The sequence below is a fragment of the Solwaraspora sp. WMMB762 genome, from assembly GCF_049179115.1.
Lineage (GTDB): Bacteria > Actinomycetota > Actinomycetes > Mycobacteriales > Micromonosporaceae > Micromonospora_E.
Map to the genome: position 1 here is coordinate 1,056,093 of NZ_JBMHMD010000001.1, position 18,800 is coordinate 1,074,892.

The window sequence follows — 18,800 nt, forward strand, 5'->3', positions numbered from 1 at the left end:
TCGCGACCGGTCCGGTCCGCCGACTCTGTCGGCGGACCGGTGCCGCGTCACCCGGCCGCGGTCGCGGGTCCGACGCCGGCCGCCAGCGACGCCGGCAGCGGCCGGCCGCCGAGCGTCGGACCGTCGGTCTGCAGGTGACACGAGACGTGACCGCCGTCGTCCACCGGCACCGCCGCCGGCATCTCGACCCGGCAGCGGTCCAGCACCAGCGGACAGCGGGTATGGAACGGGCAGCCGGACGGCGGCGCGACCGGGCTGGGCAGCTCACCGACCGGCGACGCGGCCCGCACGCCGCGCTGGCGGCGCCGGGCCACGCCCGGCACGGCGGCGAGCAACGCCCGGGTGTACGGGTGGGCCGGTGCGGCGAACACCCGGGCGGTCGGCCCGGTCTCCACCACCCGACCCAGGTACATGACCGCCACCCGGGCCGCGACATGCCGTACGGCGAGCAGGTTGTGGCTGATGAACAGCAGGGCCACCCCCCGTTCCCGCTGCAACGCCCGCAACAGCATGAGGATCTGGTTCTGAGTCGACACGTCCAGCGCGCTGGTCGCCTCGTCGGCGACGATCAGCCGGGGGTCGAGGATCATCGCCCGGGCCAGCGCGAGCCGCTGCCGCTGCCCGCCGGAGAACTCGTGCGGGTAGCGGTACAGGTGCCGCTCGTCCAACCCGACCTGACGCAGCGCCGCGGCCACCCGGGCGGCCCGCTCGGCGTGCCCGTCGCCGGTGTGCACCCGCAGTGGTTCGGCGAGGCTGTCCAGCACACTCATCGACGGATCGAGCGACGAGTACGGGTCCTGGAAGACCATCTGGAACCGGGGCCGCAGCGGGCGCAGCTGACGGCTGGACATCGCCCCGATGTCGCGGCCCTCGAACAGCACCTGACCCCGGGTGGGGCGGATCAGCCGGACTGCGGTACGGCCGAGGGTGGACTTGCCGCAGCCGGACTCGCCGACCAGTCCTACCGTCTCGCCCGGCGCCACGGTCAGGTCCACGCCGCGTACCGCCTGCACCGGCGCGGCCCGGCGGCCGAGCAGCGACCGGCCCGGGAACGTGACGTGCAGGTCGGAAAGGCGCAGCAGGTCACTCATCGGTCATCGCCTCCGGGTCGAGCAGGCAACGGCTCGCGTGGCCGTCGGCCGTACGGCGCAGCACGATCGGTCCGCTGCGGCAGGCGTCGTGGGCGTACCGGCAGCGCGGCTGGAACCGGCAGCCGGACGGCAGTTCGTCCGGGCCGGGCGGGGCACCGGGGATCCAGGTCAGTTCGCCGTCGACGGTGGCGTCCGGCGCGGCGGCCAGCAATGCCCGGCTGTACGGATGGCGGGGACCGGCGAGGAAGGTGTCGATGTCGCACTCCTCGACGACCTGGCCGGCGTACATCACCACCACCCGGTCGCACACCTCGGCGACCACCCCGAGGTCGTGGGTGACCAGCAGGACGGCCAGCCCGAACCGGTCGCGCATCTCGTGCAGCAGATCCAGGATCTGCGCCTGTACGGTGACGTCCAGGGCCGTCGTCGGTTCGTCGGCGACCAGCAGTTTCGGCTCGCAGGCCAGCGCGATGGCGATCAACACCCGCTGCAGCATCCCGCCGGAGAACTCGTGCGGGTAAGCCCGGGCCCGGGCCCGGGCGTCCGGCACACCGACCAGGTCGAGCAGTTCGACCGCCCGGTCGGCGGCCGCCCGGCGGGACAGCCCCCGGTGCCGGCGCACCGACTCGGCGATCTGCTCGCCGATGGTGAACGCCGGGTGCAGGCTGGACATCGGCTCCTGGAAGATCATGGAGATCTGGTCGCCGCGGACGTCCTCCCAGCCCCGACGGGACAACCGGTACAGGTCGGTCCCGTCGAGCCGGACCGTGCCGCCGCCGACCCGCAGGTCCCGGGGCGGCAGCAGCCCCATCAACGCCAGCGCGGTGGTGCTCTTGCCGCAACCCGACTCCCCGACCAGCCCCACGGTCTCACCTGCGGCCACCTCGAACGACACCTCGTGGACGAGGTCGGTCCAGCCACCGACGGCGGTACCCACCGCGACGGTGAGGTCGGTGACCTGCAGCACGGCGTCGGTGGCCGGCACCGGCTGGGTGGTGCTTTTGGCGGGCTCGGTGCTTTTGGCGGGTGTGTTCATCACCGGCTCCTGGATTCGCGGCCGAGCGAGTCACCGACACCGTCGGCGAGCACGTTCGTGGCCAGCACGGTCAGGGTGATCACCGCGCCGGGGGCGACCGCCAGCCACCAGGCGGTGTCGATGTACGGCAGCGCCCGGCCGAGCAGCGCGCCCCAGCTCGCGTCCGGCGGCTGGACACCGAGCCCGAGGAAGCTCAGACCGGCCTCAGCGAGCATGGCGAACCCGCTGGCCACCGCCACCTGCACGACGACCGGGCCGGTGATGTTCGGCAGCACGTGCCAGCGGACCAGCCGGCCCAGCGGGGTGCCGATGACCCGGGAGGCGTCGATGTACGTCTCGTGGTAGACCTGCAGCACGCTGGTGCGGGTCAGCCGGGCGAACCGCGGCACGAACACCACACCGACGGCGATCATCGCCTGGCTGAGCCCCGGGCCGAGCACGCCGATCACGCCGATCGCCAGCAGCAGCGGCGGAAACGCCATCACCCCGTCGACGATCCGCATCAGCAGGCCGCCGGGCAACGCCGGCAGCAGCACCGCGAGCAGCCCGATCGGCACTCCGAAGCCAACCCCGACCGCGAGGGACTGCAGCACGGCCAGCAGCGACGGCCGGGCCCCGACGATGAGCCGGCTCAGCAGGTCCCGGCCCAGATCGTCGGTGCCGAGCAGGTGCCCGCCGGTGGGTGGCTGCAGCACCGCACTGAGATTCTGCGCCAGCGGGTCGTGCGGCGTCAGCCGGCCACCGAACACGGCGAGCAGTGCCACGACGAGCAGGTATCCGGCGGCCAGCAGCGCACCCGGGTGCCCGGCGAACCGGCGCAGGAACCGCCCGCGCTGGCGGCGCTGCAACGGTGTCGACGAGGTGTCCACGGCCGGCGTCGCGGTGGCGGTCACGGTCGCCTCCCTTCCTGTTGGTCCGAAGGATGTGGGTCGGGGCGGGTGCGGATCACCGGGTCTTCGGGGCGAGCCATGCCTGGGCGACGTCGGCGAGCAGGTTGGCCAGCACGATGGCGACGGTGCTGACCACCACGATGCCCTGCACGACGGTGAGGTCGTTGCCGATCACCGAGCTGACCGCGAGCGCCCCCACCCCAGGGATGGTGAACGTCTGCTCGATGATCACGGCGGCGCCGAGCAGCAGCGCCACCTGGGTGGCGAGTACGGTCACCACGGGCGCGGCGGCGTGTTTGAGGGCGTGTTTGCCGAGCACCGCCCGGTAGCGCAGCCCTTTGGCGGTGGCGGTACGGACGAAGTCGCGGTGCAGGGTGTCGAGCATCGACCGGCGCAGTTGCCGGGCCACCTCCGCGCCGGCCGAGGCACCCAACGCGATGGCGGGCAGCGTGATGTGGCGCAGCCAGCCCGCCGGGTCCTCGCTGATCGGCGTGTAGCCGATGGTCGGGAACCAGCCCAGCCGGATCGAGAAGGCCAGCATCAGCAGCAGGCCGAGCCAGTAGCCGGGAAAAGCGATGCCGACGGTGGCGATGGCCCGGACCAGCTTGTCCGGCCAGCGGTTCGGGTGCAGGGCGGCGAGAATGCCGGCCGGTACGCCGAACAGAACCGCGACGACCAGCGCGGCAAGGGTCAACGCCAGGGTCACCGGCATCCGCTCCAGGATCAGCTGGGTCACCGAGTCGTTGTTGAAGATCGAGTTGCCGAGATCGCCCCGGACCGCGTCGGTGAGCCACCGCCAGTACCGCACCGGCCAGGGCTCGTCGAGGTTGAGCCGGTCCCGGGTGAGAGCGATCTGTTCGGGAGTGGCGTTCTCCCCGGCGATCCGGACCGCCGGGTCGCCGGGGACGAAGATCGCGATGCCGTGCACCACGAGCGTGACGAACAGCAGCAGCGGCACCATGGTCAACAGGCGCCGGCCGACGAGTCGGATCATGTCCTCACCATGTCTGGTCCGGGTCGTGCCGGGTGGGCGGCCGCGGCCGCCCACCCGGCACGACGACGATCAGTCGGCGACGCCGACGCCGGGGAACTCCAGCTTGCCGGAGAGCCAGTTCTCCAGGCCCACCACCTTGTCGCTGTACGCGACGTTGCTGTACGGGAAGTAGAGGACGACGTCGAGGGCGTCGGTGGTGATCTGGGCCGACAGTTGCCGGGCCAGTTCCTGCCGCTGCGTCTCGTCCGTGGTGGCCAGCAGGTCCTGGTAGAGGGCGGTCACCTCGGGCGTGGTCACCTTACCCGGGTTGGCGAAGCCGTTCTCGGCGAAGACCAGCCCGACCGTCTGTGACGGATCCGGCCGGCCGGTCCAGTTGATCGCTCCGGCGTCGCCCTGGCCTTCGACGTAGAACGAGTTGGCGAAGTTGACCGTCTGGGTGATCTCGACGTTGAGACCCACCTCCGCCAGCTGTGCCTGCAGTGCCTCGGTCAGCTGGGTGTACGCGGGGGCGTTCTGGTTGATGAACTCCAGGGTGTGGCCCTCGGGTACGCCGGCCTCGTCGAGCAGCTGCCGGGCCCGCTGCGGATCGTAGGGGTACAGGTCGGCGACAGACTCGTCGTGGGCGAAGTACCCGCTCGGGAACGGCTGGACCGCCGGCTCGCCGAGGTCGAACAGCAGGCCGCTGACCAGGTCCTCACGGTTGATCGCATGGTTGATCGCCTGCCGTACCCGCACGTCGTCGAGGTACTCGCGGGACAGGTTGAGCTGCAGGTGGTAGAACTGCAGCACCGGGGCGGAGTCCACCACCAGACCGGCCGACTCGGCCGCGGCGACGTTCGCCGCGTCCAGGATGGTGGCGTCGATCGAGTCGGTCCGCAGCGCGTTGAGCCGCTGCTGGGAGTCGGTGATGCTGGTGAACTCCATCCGGGCGGCGGCGGCCGCGTCCGGGTCCCAGTAGTCGGGGTTGCGCTCGTATGTCGCGCTGGAGCTCGGCTGGTACTCGGTGACCCGGTACATCCCGGTGCCCACCGGGTTGCGGGCCAGGTCGGCGTCGAACGCCGCCGGGCTGGCGATGGCTCCGGCACGGTCGGTCAGGATGTAGGGCAGGGCACTGTTGACGGCGTTGAGTTTGAGGTCGACGTGTGTGTCGTCGACGATCTCGACCGAGTCGATGACGGCGAGTTCGCTGGCGACGGCCGACCCTTCCACCGTCTTCGCCCGGTCGATGTTGGCTTGCACGGCGGCGGCGTCGAACGCGGTGCCGTCGTGGAAGCTGACATTCTCCCGCAGGGTCAGCGACAGGGTGCGGCCGTCATCGGAGAAGGACCATTCGGTCGCCAGGCCGGGGACGAGCTCGGCCGACGAGTTGAGGTGGATGAGCCGGTCATATACGGGAAAGAGCCAGACGTTGTTGCCGGCTCCGGGTGATTTGTGCGGGTCAAGGGTGTCGATTGGCAGGGTGTCTGCGAAGCGGAAGGTGGCGTCGGGGTTGGCAGTGCCATCCGATGGACTACTGTCCGGGTCCGTGTCACCGCCTGACGAGCAGGCGGCAGTCAGGATCACCGCAACGCCAATCACCGCCGCGTGACGCCACAACCTGGTGTGGGCCTTCTGCATGCTGGCCTCCGTCGACGTCTTCGTTGGTGTTGACGAAGCCTTGCACTTCACGTTTGTTAACGCAAGAGGTCGACGCTGAAACAAGCCCGCGACGAACGGCCGGGCCAGCAGGACCCGGACGCGCAGGGGTGGCCGGCGGGGGTCGAACGCGCCGGGTTCAGCCCGGCGGGTGCCGCGAGACCATCAGGACTGGCGGACGAACGTCGCCGCCGACTCTGCCCCGCGGGACAGGGGCACGAGGGATCAGCTGATCGCTCGTAGCTGCCGGCCGGACTGCCGCCCCGACTCCGTCATTGCGGCGACCAGGTCCTCGCGGGCCCGAGCGACCCGGGACCGGATCGTCCCGACCGGGCAGTCGCAGATCTCGGCGGCCTCGGCGTAGCTCAACCCGAGCACCTGGGTCGCCACGAACGCCTCCCGGCGGTCGGCTGCCAGGCCGGCCAGCAACTGACGCAGCGCCACAGCTTCTTCGAAGCGTGGGCCGGCGACCGCAGCCTCGGCCACCGCCTGCCAGTCGGCCAGGTCGGCGACCCGGGGCCGCACCACGACGGCGCGGATATGGTCGACGGCGACCCGCCGGGCGATGGACAGCAGCCAGGTACGCGCGCTGGAGCGCCCAGCGAAGCGCGGCAACGACCGCATCGCCCGCAGGAACGTCTCCTGGGCGAGGTCCTCCGCCTCGGTGGTGTCCACCAGATGGGTGAGGAACCTCTGCACCTGACCCTGGGTGGCCCGGACGAACGACGTGGCGGCCGCCCGGTCACCGTCGCGGGCCGCGAGGGCCCAACGGGTGATCTGGGCGTCGTCCGGTGCGGCGTGCGGCATGACTGAAAGGGTATCCGGGAAGCCTCCCCCGCCATAGTCCACCCGCCCGGTGGCGCCTGCCCGGCCGGGCGCCACCCCGGTGGGAACCGTCCCGGCGGACGGGCCGACTATTGACATGTGGGGTGCGTGGACTTTCGTGAGCTGCTGTCGGCCGAACTCGACGGGGAGACCGACGCCGCCGAGTCGGCTGCGGCGCGGGACCATCTGACCGGCTGCGCCGGGTGCCGGGCCTGGTACGCCGACGCCGACATGGTCACCAACCTCGCCCGGCGTACCGGCCCGGAACCGGTCGGCACCGTCGACGAGTCGGTGCTCGACGCACTCGCGCCACCCCGACGGCTGACCGCAGCCCGGGTCGCCCTGCTGCTGCGGTACGCCCTCGGCGTACTCGGAATCGCGCAGTTCCTGCTCGGCGCCGCCCAGATCGGCGGCGTCGCCGACGGCCATCTGCATGTGCCCGATCCGGTCGGTGGAACCGCCCCCAACCACCTGTGGCACGAGTCCGCGGCCTGGAACGTCGCACTCGGCGCCGGCTTCGTGTGGATCGCCGTCCGGCGCACCCGGCCGGCCGGGATGCTGCCGACCCTGACCGCGTTCGTCGCGGTGCTGGCACTGCTGTCGGTCAACGACGTGATCACCGGGCGGGTCGACTATCCGCGGCTGCTCAGCCACGGCCTGGTCGTCGCCGGATATCTGCTCATCCTGGCGCTGCGCCGACGCGGTGGCGACCCGGACACGGCACCGGGGGACGCTGGCCGCACCCGGTCACGCTGGCGCGTCGAACTCGACGACGAGCCACCGGCGACCAACCCGACACGGTTGCGGGTGGTCCGGGGCGGCGCGGCCAGCATCCGCCACCGCCGGGACCGGGCGGCCTGATCCGTCGGCCCGGGTGCCGTTGATCTGACAACCCGGCCGGTCAACCTCCGCTCCCGCTGGCGGGACATGGTGACGACGGACCAGCCTCCGGCTTCGTCCGGGAGCATCCGCAACGACGACACCGTCCAGAACCGGCCAGGGAGCAGCTATGCCGGCCACCCCGCCCGCCGAGCGTCCGACGAACGCCCAGATCGTCAGCCGGTACCTCGCCGGAGCGCCGATCCGGCGCATCGCCGCTGAGCTCGGCGTGTCGTACAGCTACGTGCACCGGCGACTGCACTTCTCGGGCGTGCCCATCCGCGGTCGCGGCGGACGCCGCCCGGATCCGACCGTCCATGCTGACCGTACACCTGAGTCTCAGGACAGCGTCGCAAACGCCGATCAGGACACACTGGACTAGGTCGCGACGCATACGGTTAATCGTCTTGCCTGGGTCCTAGACTGACGGACGTACCTCCTCCGCCCCTCAAGATGACCACCCGGTCACCGATCACATTGGTCAGAGAGCCACCATGGTTGACTGCCGAATCCGGCTGGATCCGCCAGGCTGGCTCGTCGCGGAAGGTGCCAAGCAAGTGTCCGCTTCACCGCTACACGACCAGGGAGACAATGGTGACTTCCCGCAGCCGACGAGAGCACATACTCCACCGGGCTGGCGCGCTGTTCGCCAGCCGAGGCGTCGCCGGCACGACCGTCCGCGAGATCGCCGACGACGTGGGCATCCTGTCCGGTAGCCTCTACCACCACTTCGAATCCAAAGAGGCGATGGTCGACGAGATCATCTCCAGCTACCTCGCCGACCTACGCGCCCGCTACCAGCAGATCCTCGACGGGCCGGACGGGCCGGACGACCAGCTGCGGCAACTCATCCGGGCCTCGCTCGAGTGCGCCGCCAGCCACCCGCACGCCACCGAGATCTACCAGAACGACGCGAACTACCTGCGTGGCCTGCCCCGGTTCGGCTATCTCAAGGGCGTGGCCAAGGAGGTGGAGAGCGTCTGGCTCACCGTCATCGACGCCGGACGCCGGGACGGCACCCTGCGCTCCGACATCGACCCAAAAACCTTCTACCGGCTCACCCGCGATGCGGTTTGGCTCACCGTGCGATGGTTCAGGCCGGGCGGCAAGTACTCGCTGAACCGGCTCATCACCGACTGCACCACCCTCTTCCTGGACGGCATCGCCGCACGCCACTGATCAGCGGCGCTACGGCCGGCCCGGCGATGCACCGCGGTCTACTGGGTGGTTGAGCAGCGCTCCCGCCCAGCCGCTGCACCTCAGCCGCCGGTCGGCCGATCCAGCTCTTACGTTCCACTGCGGACACTTCCCTTGGTGAGTAGCTGATGGACGTTCACGTCCGATGGAGATGGCCGCCGACACAGTCCCTACTGCTTCCTAGGAGGCTGGGTTACATTCCCGTGACCGCCGAGGCCGTACGCGCCGCCCCTCGGCGCCGCGCGACCAGCGAACTCCCGCCTGACCGGCGTCAGCCACCCACGAAACGTCACGGAGAGTCGCCAGACCACTTCATCGGGGGCGGTGCCGGTCGCACCATCAACCATCGGCCGGTACATCGGTGCACGCCACCGGCGAGGTCACAGCGGTTCGGAGAAACGCGACAGTGCATGAGCCTCGAAAGCGCGTTCACACCGAGTCATGTCGATCCGGTCCTCGGCAACGCGGCAGGAGCCTTGCGATATCCGGCGGAGCGCCCGACATCTTCCCTGATCGTCGGGAAGACGACGCGACTCGGCATCCCCCACCTCCTGGTCCGCAATATCCGAATAGGCACCAGGCATCGACCCCTGCCGCGCCCGGTCACCGGGGAAGTATCGTCGGCCGAGCAACGTCACGACCTGTCCCGGCGATCAGAGGCAGTTCCCAATAATGCGGTACGAGTTCCGGTGAGCGGCACGGGCCGCAGCTCGCGCCACCAGCCGGTACGGCGGGTACCGTGACGGCGTACCGACGAGGTGATCCGATCTGGATCCACCGTACCGGGGCCTGGCGGCCCGGAGTGGTGCTCAACTTGTCCGACACCGCGGTCACCGTCCGGTACCGGGTCACCGGCGCGGAGGGCACCGGCGTGGACACCGTGGTGCTCGGCCGCCCCGAACTGGCACCCCGCGCCGACCGGCGGCCACCACCCGAACCCGTGCGTGCCACCCGAGCGGCGAGGCCCGCGACCGTGCCGGGCCCACCGAACGGACGCACCACGACACCGACCTGCCGTCCGGAACGCGATCCGCCCCGGCGTCCCCAGCGCCAACCGGCGGCACGCGTCCGGCCGCAGCCGGCCGGTCGACCCGCCCCACCAGCCAGCGGGCCCATGGTCGATCGACGGGTCTCCGACGGCGTGGTCGAGCTGCGGGTCCTGGTCCGATCGCCGGGTGGCCGGCCTGCCGAACTACCGCTGCGCTGTGCCGTGGACCGGCGTACCGGCACGGTCGCGCTGCGGCTACCCGACGGCCGCACCGGACAGTTCGACCTCACCTTGGCGCGGGCGGCCAGCATGATCCTGCATGAAGCGGTACTGGCCTGCCTCGACCCACAGGAACTGCGTCTCTGGATTCAACGGTGACCACGAGCGGCATCCGCGCCGCTGTGCTGGTCCGCGGCGATGACCAGCTGCGCCCGACCCGGTTCCGCCGAGGTCACCGTCACGGTCAGCGGACCGACCCCCGCCGTCTGCCCGACCGGGATGTAATAGGGCTGTCCGGCGTAGACCACGGTCACCGATCCGGCGACGAGATCCCGGAATTCCATCTGGTGATCGAGAATCTCCACGCTTGCAGTTTCGGTTGTCTTGACGGCGACCGTACAACTGGAGGACTTCCCGAAACTATTACCGGGCTTTCTCAACGTAATCCGTAAACGCGAAAGATCTCCAACTTCATTACCGTACGTAATGTGGCAGGAAAGTGTTCCAACGATCTGCGGAACCCGGTCTTGAGAACCTTCCAACACTTCAGATGGGCGATCGCGCGTTCGACGGCGGCGCGGAGCCGGTTGAGTGCGGTGTTGCACGCGCGTCGGACCCCGGTCAACTCCCGACCCCGAGGCTTCTTGTACGGACTCACGATGCCGGCACCCTGGTACCCCTTGTCACCGATCATCCCGGGCCCGCCGGGGGCGTAGTGGCCGGCCCACCCGGCGGCGATCCCGGACACGTCGAACGCCTTCCGGTCGTGCATGCCACCCGGACACGGGTCACCCACATCGACCACCCGCCCGGCGAGATTGGCCACCACCTGCACGTTCTGCCCACAGAAGCCCTTCTTCTCGGAGAACAGCCCGTCGACGTCGTCGCGTTCCCCGACCGGCGCGACCAGACCATCGACCAGGACCGCGTCCCGGCGGGCCTGGTCACGGACCTGCTCGTACAGCGGGGTCAACACCACGTCCACCAGCGGCTCCAGCTCCTCCTGATACCGCTCCACGGTCGTCGAACCGCAGCCGAAAACCTCACCGATCACGTCCGGCGCCAGATTGTGCCGCAGCCCGAACAACACCAGCACCAACGCCGTGTACAGCGGCAACGCCCGAGGGCGCCCCACCGGCAGGTCCCAGTCGACCAGCGCGTCCACCTGCTCGTACAGCCAGTCCAGTTGATCGGAGTCCAGTCCGGTCATACGCTCACAGCGCGGCGGCCGGCCGTCGATCGTTTGAGTCCACACAACCCAGATGATCCAGACGTCGCCGGCCGCCGTTTCCACAAACGACACGCCCACCTTGGTCACACCACAGGCCGTCACCCCACGTAATATCGACGAACCTCGGTGCCAATCGGCTCGAAGCCTATTGGGAAGTCCTCCTGTTGTTTCGGCATTTCGCGCTGGTCGCGCTGCAGGCAGTCAGACACAGCAGCAGAACAAGGAGGACCCCGGCATGTCGGGCCGTTCGTGACGGGCGCATGCCATCGACGATCACATCTGTCCGCGACGACCGGGCCCGGCCGGCCCATAGATGGCACTTTACCGGGAGACGGCCGGGCGATCAGCCGACGACGAGCAGCAGGAGGACACTCAGGACGGACCCGACCACGCCGACCGAGCCGATCACGATCGCTGCCAGCGCCCTGCCCCGCTGGTCTGGAACCCGTCGGCCCGGACCCGCCAGAACGATCGCCGCGACAGCCGGTACCGCGCCAGCGCCGTAGCAGGCGGCGAACGGCAGCGACGCGACGGCCATGATCAACGCAGCAGAGGTACGCCGGACTCGGGCCCGATCGGCGACGGACGAACCGACGACCGGCGTACCAGGGTCCCAGTCGAACCGCCGCGGCAGATCGGCCAGTTGCGCGACGAGCTCCCCCGACGTTGTCGCCGCGGTCGCCTCGACCAGCCGCCGCTCGTACTCGGTGAGGTCCAGATAGCCCTCACCGAGCGCCTGGGCGAGCAGCTCGACGACGTGGTTGCGCTGCGCGTCACCGACCCGCTCGTCACCGACCCGCTCGTCACCGACCCGCTCGTCACCGGCCCGCTTGCTGACCCCGTCGCCGCCTTCCACAGTGTTTCCGAGGCTACCCCATCTGACGGTCTCCGCAGGTCACGCTGGACCAGCGGGCCGGAATCCCCCATCATGACTACGCTCGGTACACGATCCGGTACGAATGGCTATGTGCGGGGGTCTGTCGGCATGACGCCCAGGTGTGGCAGGACGTGGCCGCTGCTGTTGGTCGCGGTCGCACTCGCCGCGCTCGGCGCGGCCACCGGCGGGATGCTGGCCCTGGCGTACCGTCCCATCGGGCTGGCGTATCTGGACGTGCTGACCCGTTGCCCGCCCTCGGCCGGCGACCAGACGATGTGCCTGACCGAGGTGACCTGGGCCGTCGGTGCCCTGATGGCCTCCGGTGCGGCGATCGCGCTCGGCAGTGGTCTGGCCGGGACGCTGGTCACGACGGTGCGCGCCCAACGCTGGATCGCCCGGTTACCCCCGGCCCGTCCGATGGCCGAGGCGCGTTTCGAGGAACTCTGCCGGCAGCACAGCTTGGTCGGTTCCCACCGGCCCCGGTTGCGGATCGGCGGCCATCGGACGGACAGCATCGCCGGTCCCGGCCAGCGGGCGGCGGTCGTGCTGCCGGCGGCGGCGGTCCGACAGCCGTTGGTTCCGGTGGTGTTCGACCCGCTCGTCCGCGCCGAACTGGACCGGATCGCCTCCGGCCAGAGCGCTCGCCGCGCCGTGCTGCGCGGCTGGCCGTGGCTACTGGCCTCGGTGAGCGCCGCACTGGCCGCAGCGGCCGCGTTCACCGGACCCGCGTTCACCGGACCAGGGCCCGGCCCGCTTGCCGGATCGACGACCCGCGTGCTGCTGCTGGCCGCCGCCGTCGCCGTCCTGACTGTCGGATTACGCCGCGGCCCGGACGGGACGCGCGGCACCCGGGCAGCGGCCTGGTGCGCCGTGCCAGCCGCCGGGGTGATCGCCGGTGCGGGGGGCCAGGCCGGGGCGTCCGTCCTGTGGCACCTGGCACCCGCCGCGGGAGATCGGCTGGTCGCCGGCGCCGCACTGGCACCCGCTCTACTGGTCCTGGCCGGCCTGCTGCCGGCGCTGACCGCTGGACGGCCCGGCGCGACCGGATCGCGGGGCACAGCTGCCGTCCCGGCGATGTTGGCCGGAGTAGTCGCCGGTCTGCTCGCCTTCCCGGTGGGCACCGCGGCCGCGCCGAATCTCGCCGCGCCGCTGCTGGTCCAGCCGTCGCCCGCCGTCCCGGACAGCGGATCCGACCCGCGCGGCGGATCCGACCCGGACCGCACCCGCCGTGCCCGTCCGGATGGCCCGGGGGCCGCCGGTCCCGTCCCGATCGACACGACCGCCGCGGACCGGGCCGCCCGAGCCGTCGAACCCGTGCTCGGCCCGGCGTGGCGGGCGGATCCGCTCCCGGCACCACCACCGGCTGGGAGTCGACCGGCCGGCTGTCAGCCGTCGATCGTCAACGACTATCTGCGCCGGGCGGCCGCCGGACGTACCGGGCGGGGCGTGGCGCGCTACGCGACGCTTGCCGCACCGGGCGGCGGTGGGCTCGGCCGGACCACCCTGCAGATCGACGTCGTGTCGTACCGGCCGGACGCGATGTCCTCTACGCGGCCGGTGGAGATGGTCTTCGCCGCAGTCGAACGGGCCGGCGCGGCCTGTCGGGAGTTCACCGACGGACGATCCGGGCTACGGGTCCAGTCGCTGCCCCGCGCGGCACCGGCCGTCGGCGACCGCGCCTGGCGGATGGATCTGGTACGGACGCTGGGCCGCGGTGCCGGACGGGTCACCGCGACGACCGCACTGGCTGTCATACAGGTCGACACCACGCTGGTCGTGGTGTCGATGACCGCGTCGCTGGCCGTCGTCGACGGGGAGCTGTTCGAGCAGGCCATGCGGCGGACGGTGGCCGCGCTGGTGGCCGAGCGGTGAGCCGGGTCCAGCCTGTCGACGGGTCCAGCCTGTCGACGGGTCCAGCCTGTCGAGTCGGGTACGTCACCCGGTCAGGGCGTCACCGGGACGGTCCGTCGCCAAGCGTCGATGATCTGCACCGGCCGCATGCCCTCGGAAAGGTACAGGCGCAACGCCGGCCGCCGGGGGTCGGTATCGACGTGCAGGAAGGTGCCCCGCCGCTGGTCGGCGGCGTCGGCGGCGAACGCCCGGCGCAGCAGCAGGCGACCCAGGCCACGCCCCTGCCATTCAGGTCGGACCGCGAGCAGCCGTATGTAGCCGCTCTGCTCGTCGGCCACGAAGGCATGCGACCGCAACACAATCGCGGCCGGGACGCCGTCCAGGTATGCGACCTCACCCAGCGACCAGTCGTGGTCACTGTGCGACTCGAGATGCCGGACCCAGTCGGGGTAGGCCTTGGCCGCGAAACCGAAGTGGTCGGCGAAGGCGGCCTGGTGCACCGTCCATGCCTGGTGACGGACCTCGGGATCGTCACCAGTACTGCGGATCCGCACACCGTCGGGTTCCCCGGGGTCGGCCCTCGGGCTCGCCGCGTCGTGCGGGACGAACAGTCGGTTGAACACGGTCGCCACTGAGAAGCCGAGCTCGGCCAGCCGTCCGGCCGTGGCGGTGTCCTCCCGGTAGCAGCCGACGTCCAGCACGGCCCGGGAATGGCCCAGTTCGGCGGCGATCGCGACGGCGCGACGTTGGGCCTGGTACCAGAGCCAGTCGCCGACCGCCGGCTCGGTGTCGAGATGGTACGCATCGATGTCGACGGTGTCGCTACTCCCCTTGCGGCACGCCCAACCCCAGCCGACCGTCACGCCATCCGGGTCCTGCACCAGCCAACCGTCCCGTGTCGGGTCGAAGTCCGGTTCGGCGAGTTCGTCAGCGACTTCGTCGAGGGTGTAGTCGGGTCGGCCGATGACCGCGGTGTTGCAGGTGGCGATCAACTGGAAGACGACGGGTGCGTCATCGGGCCCGGCTGGCCGCTGGGTGTATCCAGCAGGAAGTGACGGAATCTCGGTGGTCGCTGTCATCGGGCGATTGTCGGGCGGGCCGCCACGCCGGCACGAGCGAATTTCAGCCGACCCAGCAAAACCGGATTTGGGGGTATAGAGACAACTTGGGATGGTTGAATGCTTATGTCGGTTATTAGTTTCAGAAAGTGGGAGACATGGCGAACACACCGGTGGTGATCGTCGGCCAGGGGTACGTCGGCCTGCCCGTGGCGATGCGCGCCGTAGCGGTCGGACACCTGGTCGTCGGGCTGGACACCGACGCCGAGCGGATCCGGATGCTGCGCGCGGGCATCTCGTACGTCGAGGATGTCACCGACGCCGAGCTGCACGCCGCGTTGGGCAGCGGCCGCTACACCGCGACCACCGACTACGCCGCAGCCGCAGGATTTGACACCGCGGTGATCACCGTGCCGACGCCGTTGCACGACGGCGCACCCGACCTGCGGTACATCGAGCAGGCGGCCCGGTCGCTCGCCGAGCAGCTCACTCCCGGCGCGACGGTGATCCTGGAGTCGACGACCTACCCCGGCACCACCGACGAGTTTCTCCGGCCGCTGTTGGAGAAAGGCAGCGGTCTGCAGGCCGGGCTCGACTTCCACCTCGGGTACAGCCCGGAGCGCATCGACCCGGGCAACCGCGAATGGACCTTCGTCAACACTCCGAAGGTGGTCTCCGGGACCACCCCCGAGTCGTTGCGGTCGGTGCAGGCCTTCTACGACGGTCTGGTGGACCGGACCGTGCCGGTCGCCGGCACCCGGGAGGCCGAGACCACCAAACTGCTGGAGAACACCTTCCGACACGTCAACATCGCCCTGGTCAATGAGCTGGCGGTGTACGCGCACATGCTGGGCATCGACATCTGGGAGGCGATCGACGCCGCCAGCACCAAGCCGTTCGGCTTCCTACGGTTCACCCCCGGACCGGGCGTCGGTGGACACTGCCTGCCGGTCGACCCGTCCTACCTGTCCTGGGAGGTCAAGCGGACCCTCGGCCGCAACTTCCGGTTCGTCGAACTCGCCAACGACGTGAACAACTACATGCCGATGTACGTCGTGGAACGGTTGACCAGCGCGATGAACCGGCGCAGCCGGGCGTTGCGGGGCGCGCGGGTGCTGCTCATCGGGCTGGCGTACAAGCGCAACAGTGGCGACTGTCGCGAGTCCCCGGCTGTCCGCGTCGCCGAACTGCTGCACCTGGCCGGCGCGCAGGTGCATGTCGTCGACCCACACCTGCGCCCGGAGCAGATGCCAGCCTTCGTACGGGCGGTGCCGCTCACCGTCGACCAGGTCGAAGCCGCTGACGCGGTGGTCGTGCTGACCGACCACGACGGCATCGACTACTCCCTGCTCAGCGATGCGCCACTGGTGCTGGACACCCGCCGGAGGCTGGCCGCCACCGCCGGCACGGAACTGCTGTGACCGGCCCGCCGCCTACCTGGGCGGCGGGGCGCTGACGCGGTCAGCTCGTCGGGGCGTGTTCCCGCGCCCGGGCCGCCGGTGCCACCGGCATCGGGCGACCGGCCATCCGGACGACACGGTAGAACATCGCCCGCCGGGGCGCCACGAGCTCGGTGCGGTAGCCGCGGGACCGGACCAGACCGGCCGCCGCCACCTCGACCATCCGCTGCGGCTGGGTCAGCAGCCGCCGGACCACCTCGGCCAGCGTCGCCGGATCACCGGTGCTGACCAGACAGTCCGCCTCGAACAGGTCCGGCGGGCCCACCGCCGCGACGGCGACCACCGGCAGGCCCCGGGCCATCGCCTCGACCACTACCGGGGAGTACGCGCCGGCGGGAGTCGGCGACACGAACACGTCGGCGGCGTCCAGCCAGGACCGGATCTCGGTGGCGGGACGCTCACCGGCGAGGACGACCCGGTCGGTCAGTCCCAGCCGGGCCGCGCGGCGTTCGAGCTGCGGCCGGGACCGGCCGTCGCCCAGGTGGACCAGGTCCGCCCGGATGCCGTCATCTGCCAGCCGACGCATCGCCGCCAGGACGACGTCGACGCCGTGCCGGGAGCGGTCGAGCGTCCCGGCCGAGATCAGCGTCACCGGACCGCCGGACGCCGCCGGTTCGCGTGGCTCGCAGACGAACGCGTCGGCCCGCAGGTCGACGTCCGGGTAGTCGGCGGCGACGGTGTGCGGACCCGGCGGACATCGCAGCTGCAGCGATGTCCCGGTGGTGTAGGCCACGGCGGTAGCGTCCCCACACTGCTCCAGCAGCTGGCGCGCCGCCCGGTGAGCGCGCCAGCGGCGCACCAGGTACGTCGCCACCGGGCCGTCGAACATGTCCTGCGGGTCCGCCACGACCTCGACCGCGTAGCCACGGTGCGAGCGCCGCAGGATCGGTGCGAGCAGGTTGGCGGCTGGTGACGGGCTCCGCAGGATGACGGCGTCGACGTCGTCTACCCCGTACCGCAACGACCTGCGCAGCGCCGCACGACCCGGCAGCAGACCGCGGGGCCCGCGACCGCACGGCAGCGGCCAGACTTCCACTCCCGCGCCGTCCACCCGGGCGGCGCCGGTCGGCGGTAGCGGTACGTCGGTGACCTCAGCGAGCAGTCGGACCCGGTCGAAGGCCGACAGGTACCGGGTCCAGAAGCCGTGCGTCGGCCCGAGCACGGTCCACACCGCACCGTCCGGTGTGCGTTGGAACCGGTTCTGGGTACTGACCGCGACGGTGCCCATCGCGGAACCTGGCAAGTTCTCCACTGTGCTCCCTACAAGGCGGTAGTCAGAGTCAGGTGCCGGCGCGGCGCCGGTCGGCAGCGGTCCGCGCCGGTCACCCGACCGGCGCTGCGGCCGACCGGCGGCGAGACACCGGCTGGCGCCCGCCGATCGTCTCGACCAGGTCGGCTACCGCCCGGGCACAGTCACCGCTGTCGAACCGCCGCTGGATGTGTTCCCGTGCCGCCGGTGAACGCCGGGCGAGCCGACCGGACCGGAACTCCGCGTGTGCGCCGCGCAGCGCGGCGGCGAGTGCCTCGACGTCACCGGTCGGGACCACCCAACCGCTGTCCCGGTTGACTGTCTCCGGCAGTCCGCCGGCGTCGGACACGACAGAGGGCACCCCGCAGGCTCCGGCTTCCAGCGCCGCTCCGTGGTTCTCCGACCGCGACGGGCTGACACTGACATCAGCCGCAGCGTAATACTGCCGTACGTCGATGACGCCGGCGAACCAGTCGACGGTCGGATCGGCCGTCACGTCGAAACGTCGTAGCAGGTCCCGCCGGTGCTCCTCACCGGACGCGTCCCAACCCCCACCGACCAGGATCAGCCGGGAGCGGGGACAGTCCCGGGCGAACGACCGCCACGCCGCGAGTAGCACGTCGTGACCCTTGATACCGGTCCCCCGGTGCACCATCGACTTGGGTGCGTACACGTACGCCACCATGACCGCCACGAAGACGTCTGCCGGTAGACCCAGCCGGCGACGTGCGGCGGCCCGGGTGGCGGCGTCCGGCAGGCGGAACAGCCGGGTGTCCACCCCGTACGGCACGGCCGCCAGCGCGTCACCACGACGGCCCATCGACCGGTAGAGGTCGGCGGTGTGCGTGCTGCCGGCGATCACGAGGTCGTCCAGCCGGGCCAGGAGGCGCTCCGCAGCGCGGATCGGCGTCGACTCCAGAAAGAGCGGACCCGGCACCATGAAGACCCTGGCGACGTCGAGCCCGAGCAGGCCCAACCGGACCGCCAGCGCCGCGTGGTAGTGGTGGTAGTGCACCACGTCCGGCCTCAGCCGACGCAGCAGCCGACGCAGCGACCACAGCTGCATGGCCGTGGCCAACGTCGGGCGGAACCGAAACCGGAACGGCGAGTCGATCATCGGCACCCCGGCCCGGTACAACTGTTCGCGCAACCGGCCCGGACCGGCAGGCAGCACGACCGTCACCTCGTTGCCGCGCCGACGCAGCTCCTCGACCTGGGGCACGATCCACCGGCCGCCCTCGGCTGTCTTGAGTATCACGACCACCCGCATGCCTGACACCTCCCTCGATACCGGCGGCACCCGTCGCGACCGCCAACGGA

At 70.9% G+C, this 18,800-nt stretch carries 18 protein-coding genes; 6 read left to right on the forward strand and 12 right to left on the reverse strand.

The features are described 5' to 3' along the window. Positions 1-47 precede the first annotated feature (47 nt). The 6 genes from ACN27J_RS05015 to ACN27J_RS05040 all read right to left on the reverse strand — a co-directional run bounded on the left by ACN27J_RS05015 (position 48) and on the right by ACN27J_RS05040 (position 6,453). Positions 48-1,091, reverse strand: coding sequence for an ABC transporter ATP-binding protein (locus tag ACN27J_RS05015; RefSeq protein WP_421364036.1), 1,044 nt, complete (start codon positions 1,089-1,091; stop codon positions 48-50). Continuing rightward, entirely contained in the window at positions 1,084-2,127 is a 1,044-nt protein-coding gene (locus tag ACN27J_RS05020; RefSeq protein ID WP_421364038.1) for an ABC transporter ATP-binding protein, read from the reverse strand. The genes ACN27J_RS05015 and ACN27J_RS05020 overlap by 8 nt, the downstream gene beginning before the upstream one ends. Beyond that, positions 2,127-3,020, reverse strand: a complete 894-nt coding sequence (locus tag ACN27J_RS05025) for an ABC transporter permease (RefSeq protein WP_421364040.1) — start codon at positions 3,018-3,020, stop codon at positions 2,127-2,129. Before ACN27J_RS05025 ends, ACN27J_RS05020 begins: the two co-directional genes overlap by 1 nt. Before the next feature lie 52 nt (positions 3,021-3,072). Beyond that, positions 3,073-4,011: an ABC transporter permease gene (locus ACN27J_RS05030; RefSeq protein ID WP_421364042.1), complete on the reverse strand. Its 939-nt coding sequence runs from the start codon at positions 4,009-4,011 to the stop codon at positions 3,073-3,075. 69 nt (positions 4,012-4,080) lie between these two features. Beyond that, positions 4,081-5,628, reverse strand: a complete 1,548-nt coding sequence (locus ACN27J_RS05035) for an ABC transporter substrate-binding protein (RefSeq protein ID WP_421364044.1) — start codon at positions 5,626-5,628, stop codon at positions 4,081-4,083. Positions 5,629-5,871: 243 nt separating this feature from the next. Then, positions 5,872-6,453 carry a sigma-70 family RNA polymerase sigma factor gene (locus ACN27J_RS05040; protein ID WP_421364046.1) on the reverse strand — a complete coding sequence of 194 codons (582 nt, stop codon included), beginning with the start codon at positions 6,451-6,453 and terminating at the stop codon, positions 5,872-5,874. Between the two features lie 126 nt (positions 6,454-6,579). On the opposite strand from ACN27J_RS05040, the gene ACN27J_RS05045 reads away from it, so the two are divergent. The 4 genes from ACN27J_RS05045 (at position 6,580) to ACN27J_RS05060 (ending at position 9,913) form a co-directional block, all read left to right on the forward strand. Then, a complete protein-coding gene (locus ACN27J_RS05045) occupies positions 6,580-7,332 on the forward strand; it encodes a zf-HC2 domain-containing protein (protein WP_278169224.1) in 753 nt (250 codons plus the stop codon). Positions 7,333-7,480: 148 nt separating this feature from the next. Continuing rightward, positions 7,481-7,732 carry a helix-turn-helix domain-containing protein gene (locus ACN27J_RS05050; protein ID WP_421364047.1) on the forward strand — a complete coding sequence of 84 codons (252 nt, stop codon included), beginning with the start codon at positions 7,481-7,483 and terminating at the stop codon, positions 7,730-7,732. A gap of 212 nt (positions 7,733-7,944) precedes the next feature. Continuing rightward, positions 7,945-8,529 carry a TetR/AcrR family transcriptional regulator gene (locus ACN27J_RS05055; RefSeq protein WP_421364048.1) on the forward strand — a complete coding sequence of 195 codons (585 nt, stop codon included), beginning with the start codon at positions 7,945-7,947 and terminating at the stop codon, positions 8,527-8,529. A gap of 757 nt (positions 8,530-9,286) precedes the next feature. Then, entirely contained in the window at positions 9,287-9,913 is a 627-nt protein-coding gene (locus ACN27J_RS05060) for a hypothetical protein (RefSeq protein WP_421364049.1), read from the forward strand. On the opposite strand, the gene ACN27J_RS05065 is transcribed toward ACN27J_RS05060, so the two are convergent. From ACN27J_RS05065 to ACN27J_RS05075, 3 genes are all read right to left on the reverse strand, one after another. After that, complete coding sequence (locus tag ACN27J_RS05065; RefSeq protein WP_421364050.1) at positions 9,904-10,119, reverse strand: hypothetical protein; 216 nt, start codon at positions 10,117-10,119, stop codon at positions 9,904-9,906. The genes ACN27J_RS05060 and ACN27J_RS05065 overlap by 10 nt on opposite strands. Before the next feature lie 71 nt (positions 10,120-10,190). Continuing rightward, on the reverse strand, positions 10,191-11,057 hold the full coding sequence (locus ACN27J_RS05070) for a transposase family protein (RefSeq protein ID WP_421362034.1): 867 nt from the start codon (positions 11,055-11,057) through the stop codon (positions 10,191-10,193). Positions 11,058-11,328: 271 nt separating this feature from the next. Next, positions 11,329-11,841: a DUF1707 SHOCT-like domain-containing protein gene (locus tag ACN27J_RS05075; protein WP_421364052.1), complete on the reverse strand. Its 513-nt coding sequence runs from the start codon at positions 11,839-11,841 to the stop codon at positions 11,329-11,331. Positions 11,842-11,970: 129 nt separating this feature from the next. Between ACN27J_RS05075 and ACN27J_RS05080 the strand changes: the two genes are divergently transcribed. Further along, positions 11,971-13,734, forward strand: a complete 1,764-nt coding sequence (locus ACN27J_RS05080; RefSeq protein WP_421364053.1) for a hypothetical protein — start codon at positions 11,971-11,973, stop codon at positions 13,732-13,734. 71 nt (positions 13,735-13,805) lie between these two features. Here the strand turns inward: ACN27J_RS05080 and ACN27J_RS05085 are convergent, their stop codons facing one another. Then, positions 13,806-14,792 carry a GNAT family N-acetyltransferase gene (locus ACN27J_RS05085; RefSeq protein ID WP_421364054.1) on the reverse strand — a complete coding sequence of 329 codons (987 nt, stop codon included), beginning with the start codon at positions 14,790-14,792 and terminating at the stop codon, positions 13,806-13,808. Positions 14,793-14,929: 137 nt separating this feature from the next. Here ACN27J_RS05085 and ACN27J_RS05090 point away from each other — a divergent pair, with 137 nt between their 5' ends. Continuing rightward, a complete protein-coding gene (locus ACN27J_RS05090; protein ID WP_421364056.1) occupies positions 14,930-16,192 on the forward strand; it encodes a nucleotide sugar dehydrogenase in 1,263 nt (420 codons plus the stop codon). A 40-nt stretch (positions 16,193-16,232) separates the two neighbouring features. On the opposite strand, the gene ACN27J_RS05095 is transcribed toward ACN27J_RS05090, so the two are convergent. Together ACN27J_RS05095 and ACN27J_RS05100 are read right to left on the reverse strand one after the other, a co-directional pair. Beyond that, complete coding sequence (locus ACN27J_RS05095; protein ID WP_421364058.1) at positions 16,233-17,474, reverse strand: glycosyltransferase family 4 protein; 1,242 nt, start codon at positions 17,472-17,474, stop codon at positions 16,233-16,235. Between the two features lie 79 nt (positions 17,475-17,553). Next, positions 17,554-18,750 carry a glycosyltransferase family 4 protein gene (locus tag ACN27J_RS05100; protein ID WP_421364060.1) on the reverse strand — a complete coding sequence of 399 codons (1,197 nt, stop codon included), beginning with the start codon at positions 18,748-18,750 and terminating at the stop codon, positions 17,554-17,556. Positions 18,751-18,800 lie beyond the last annotated feature (50 nt).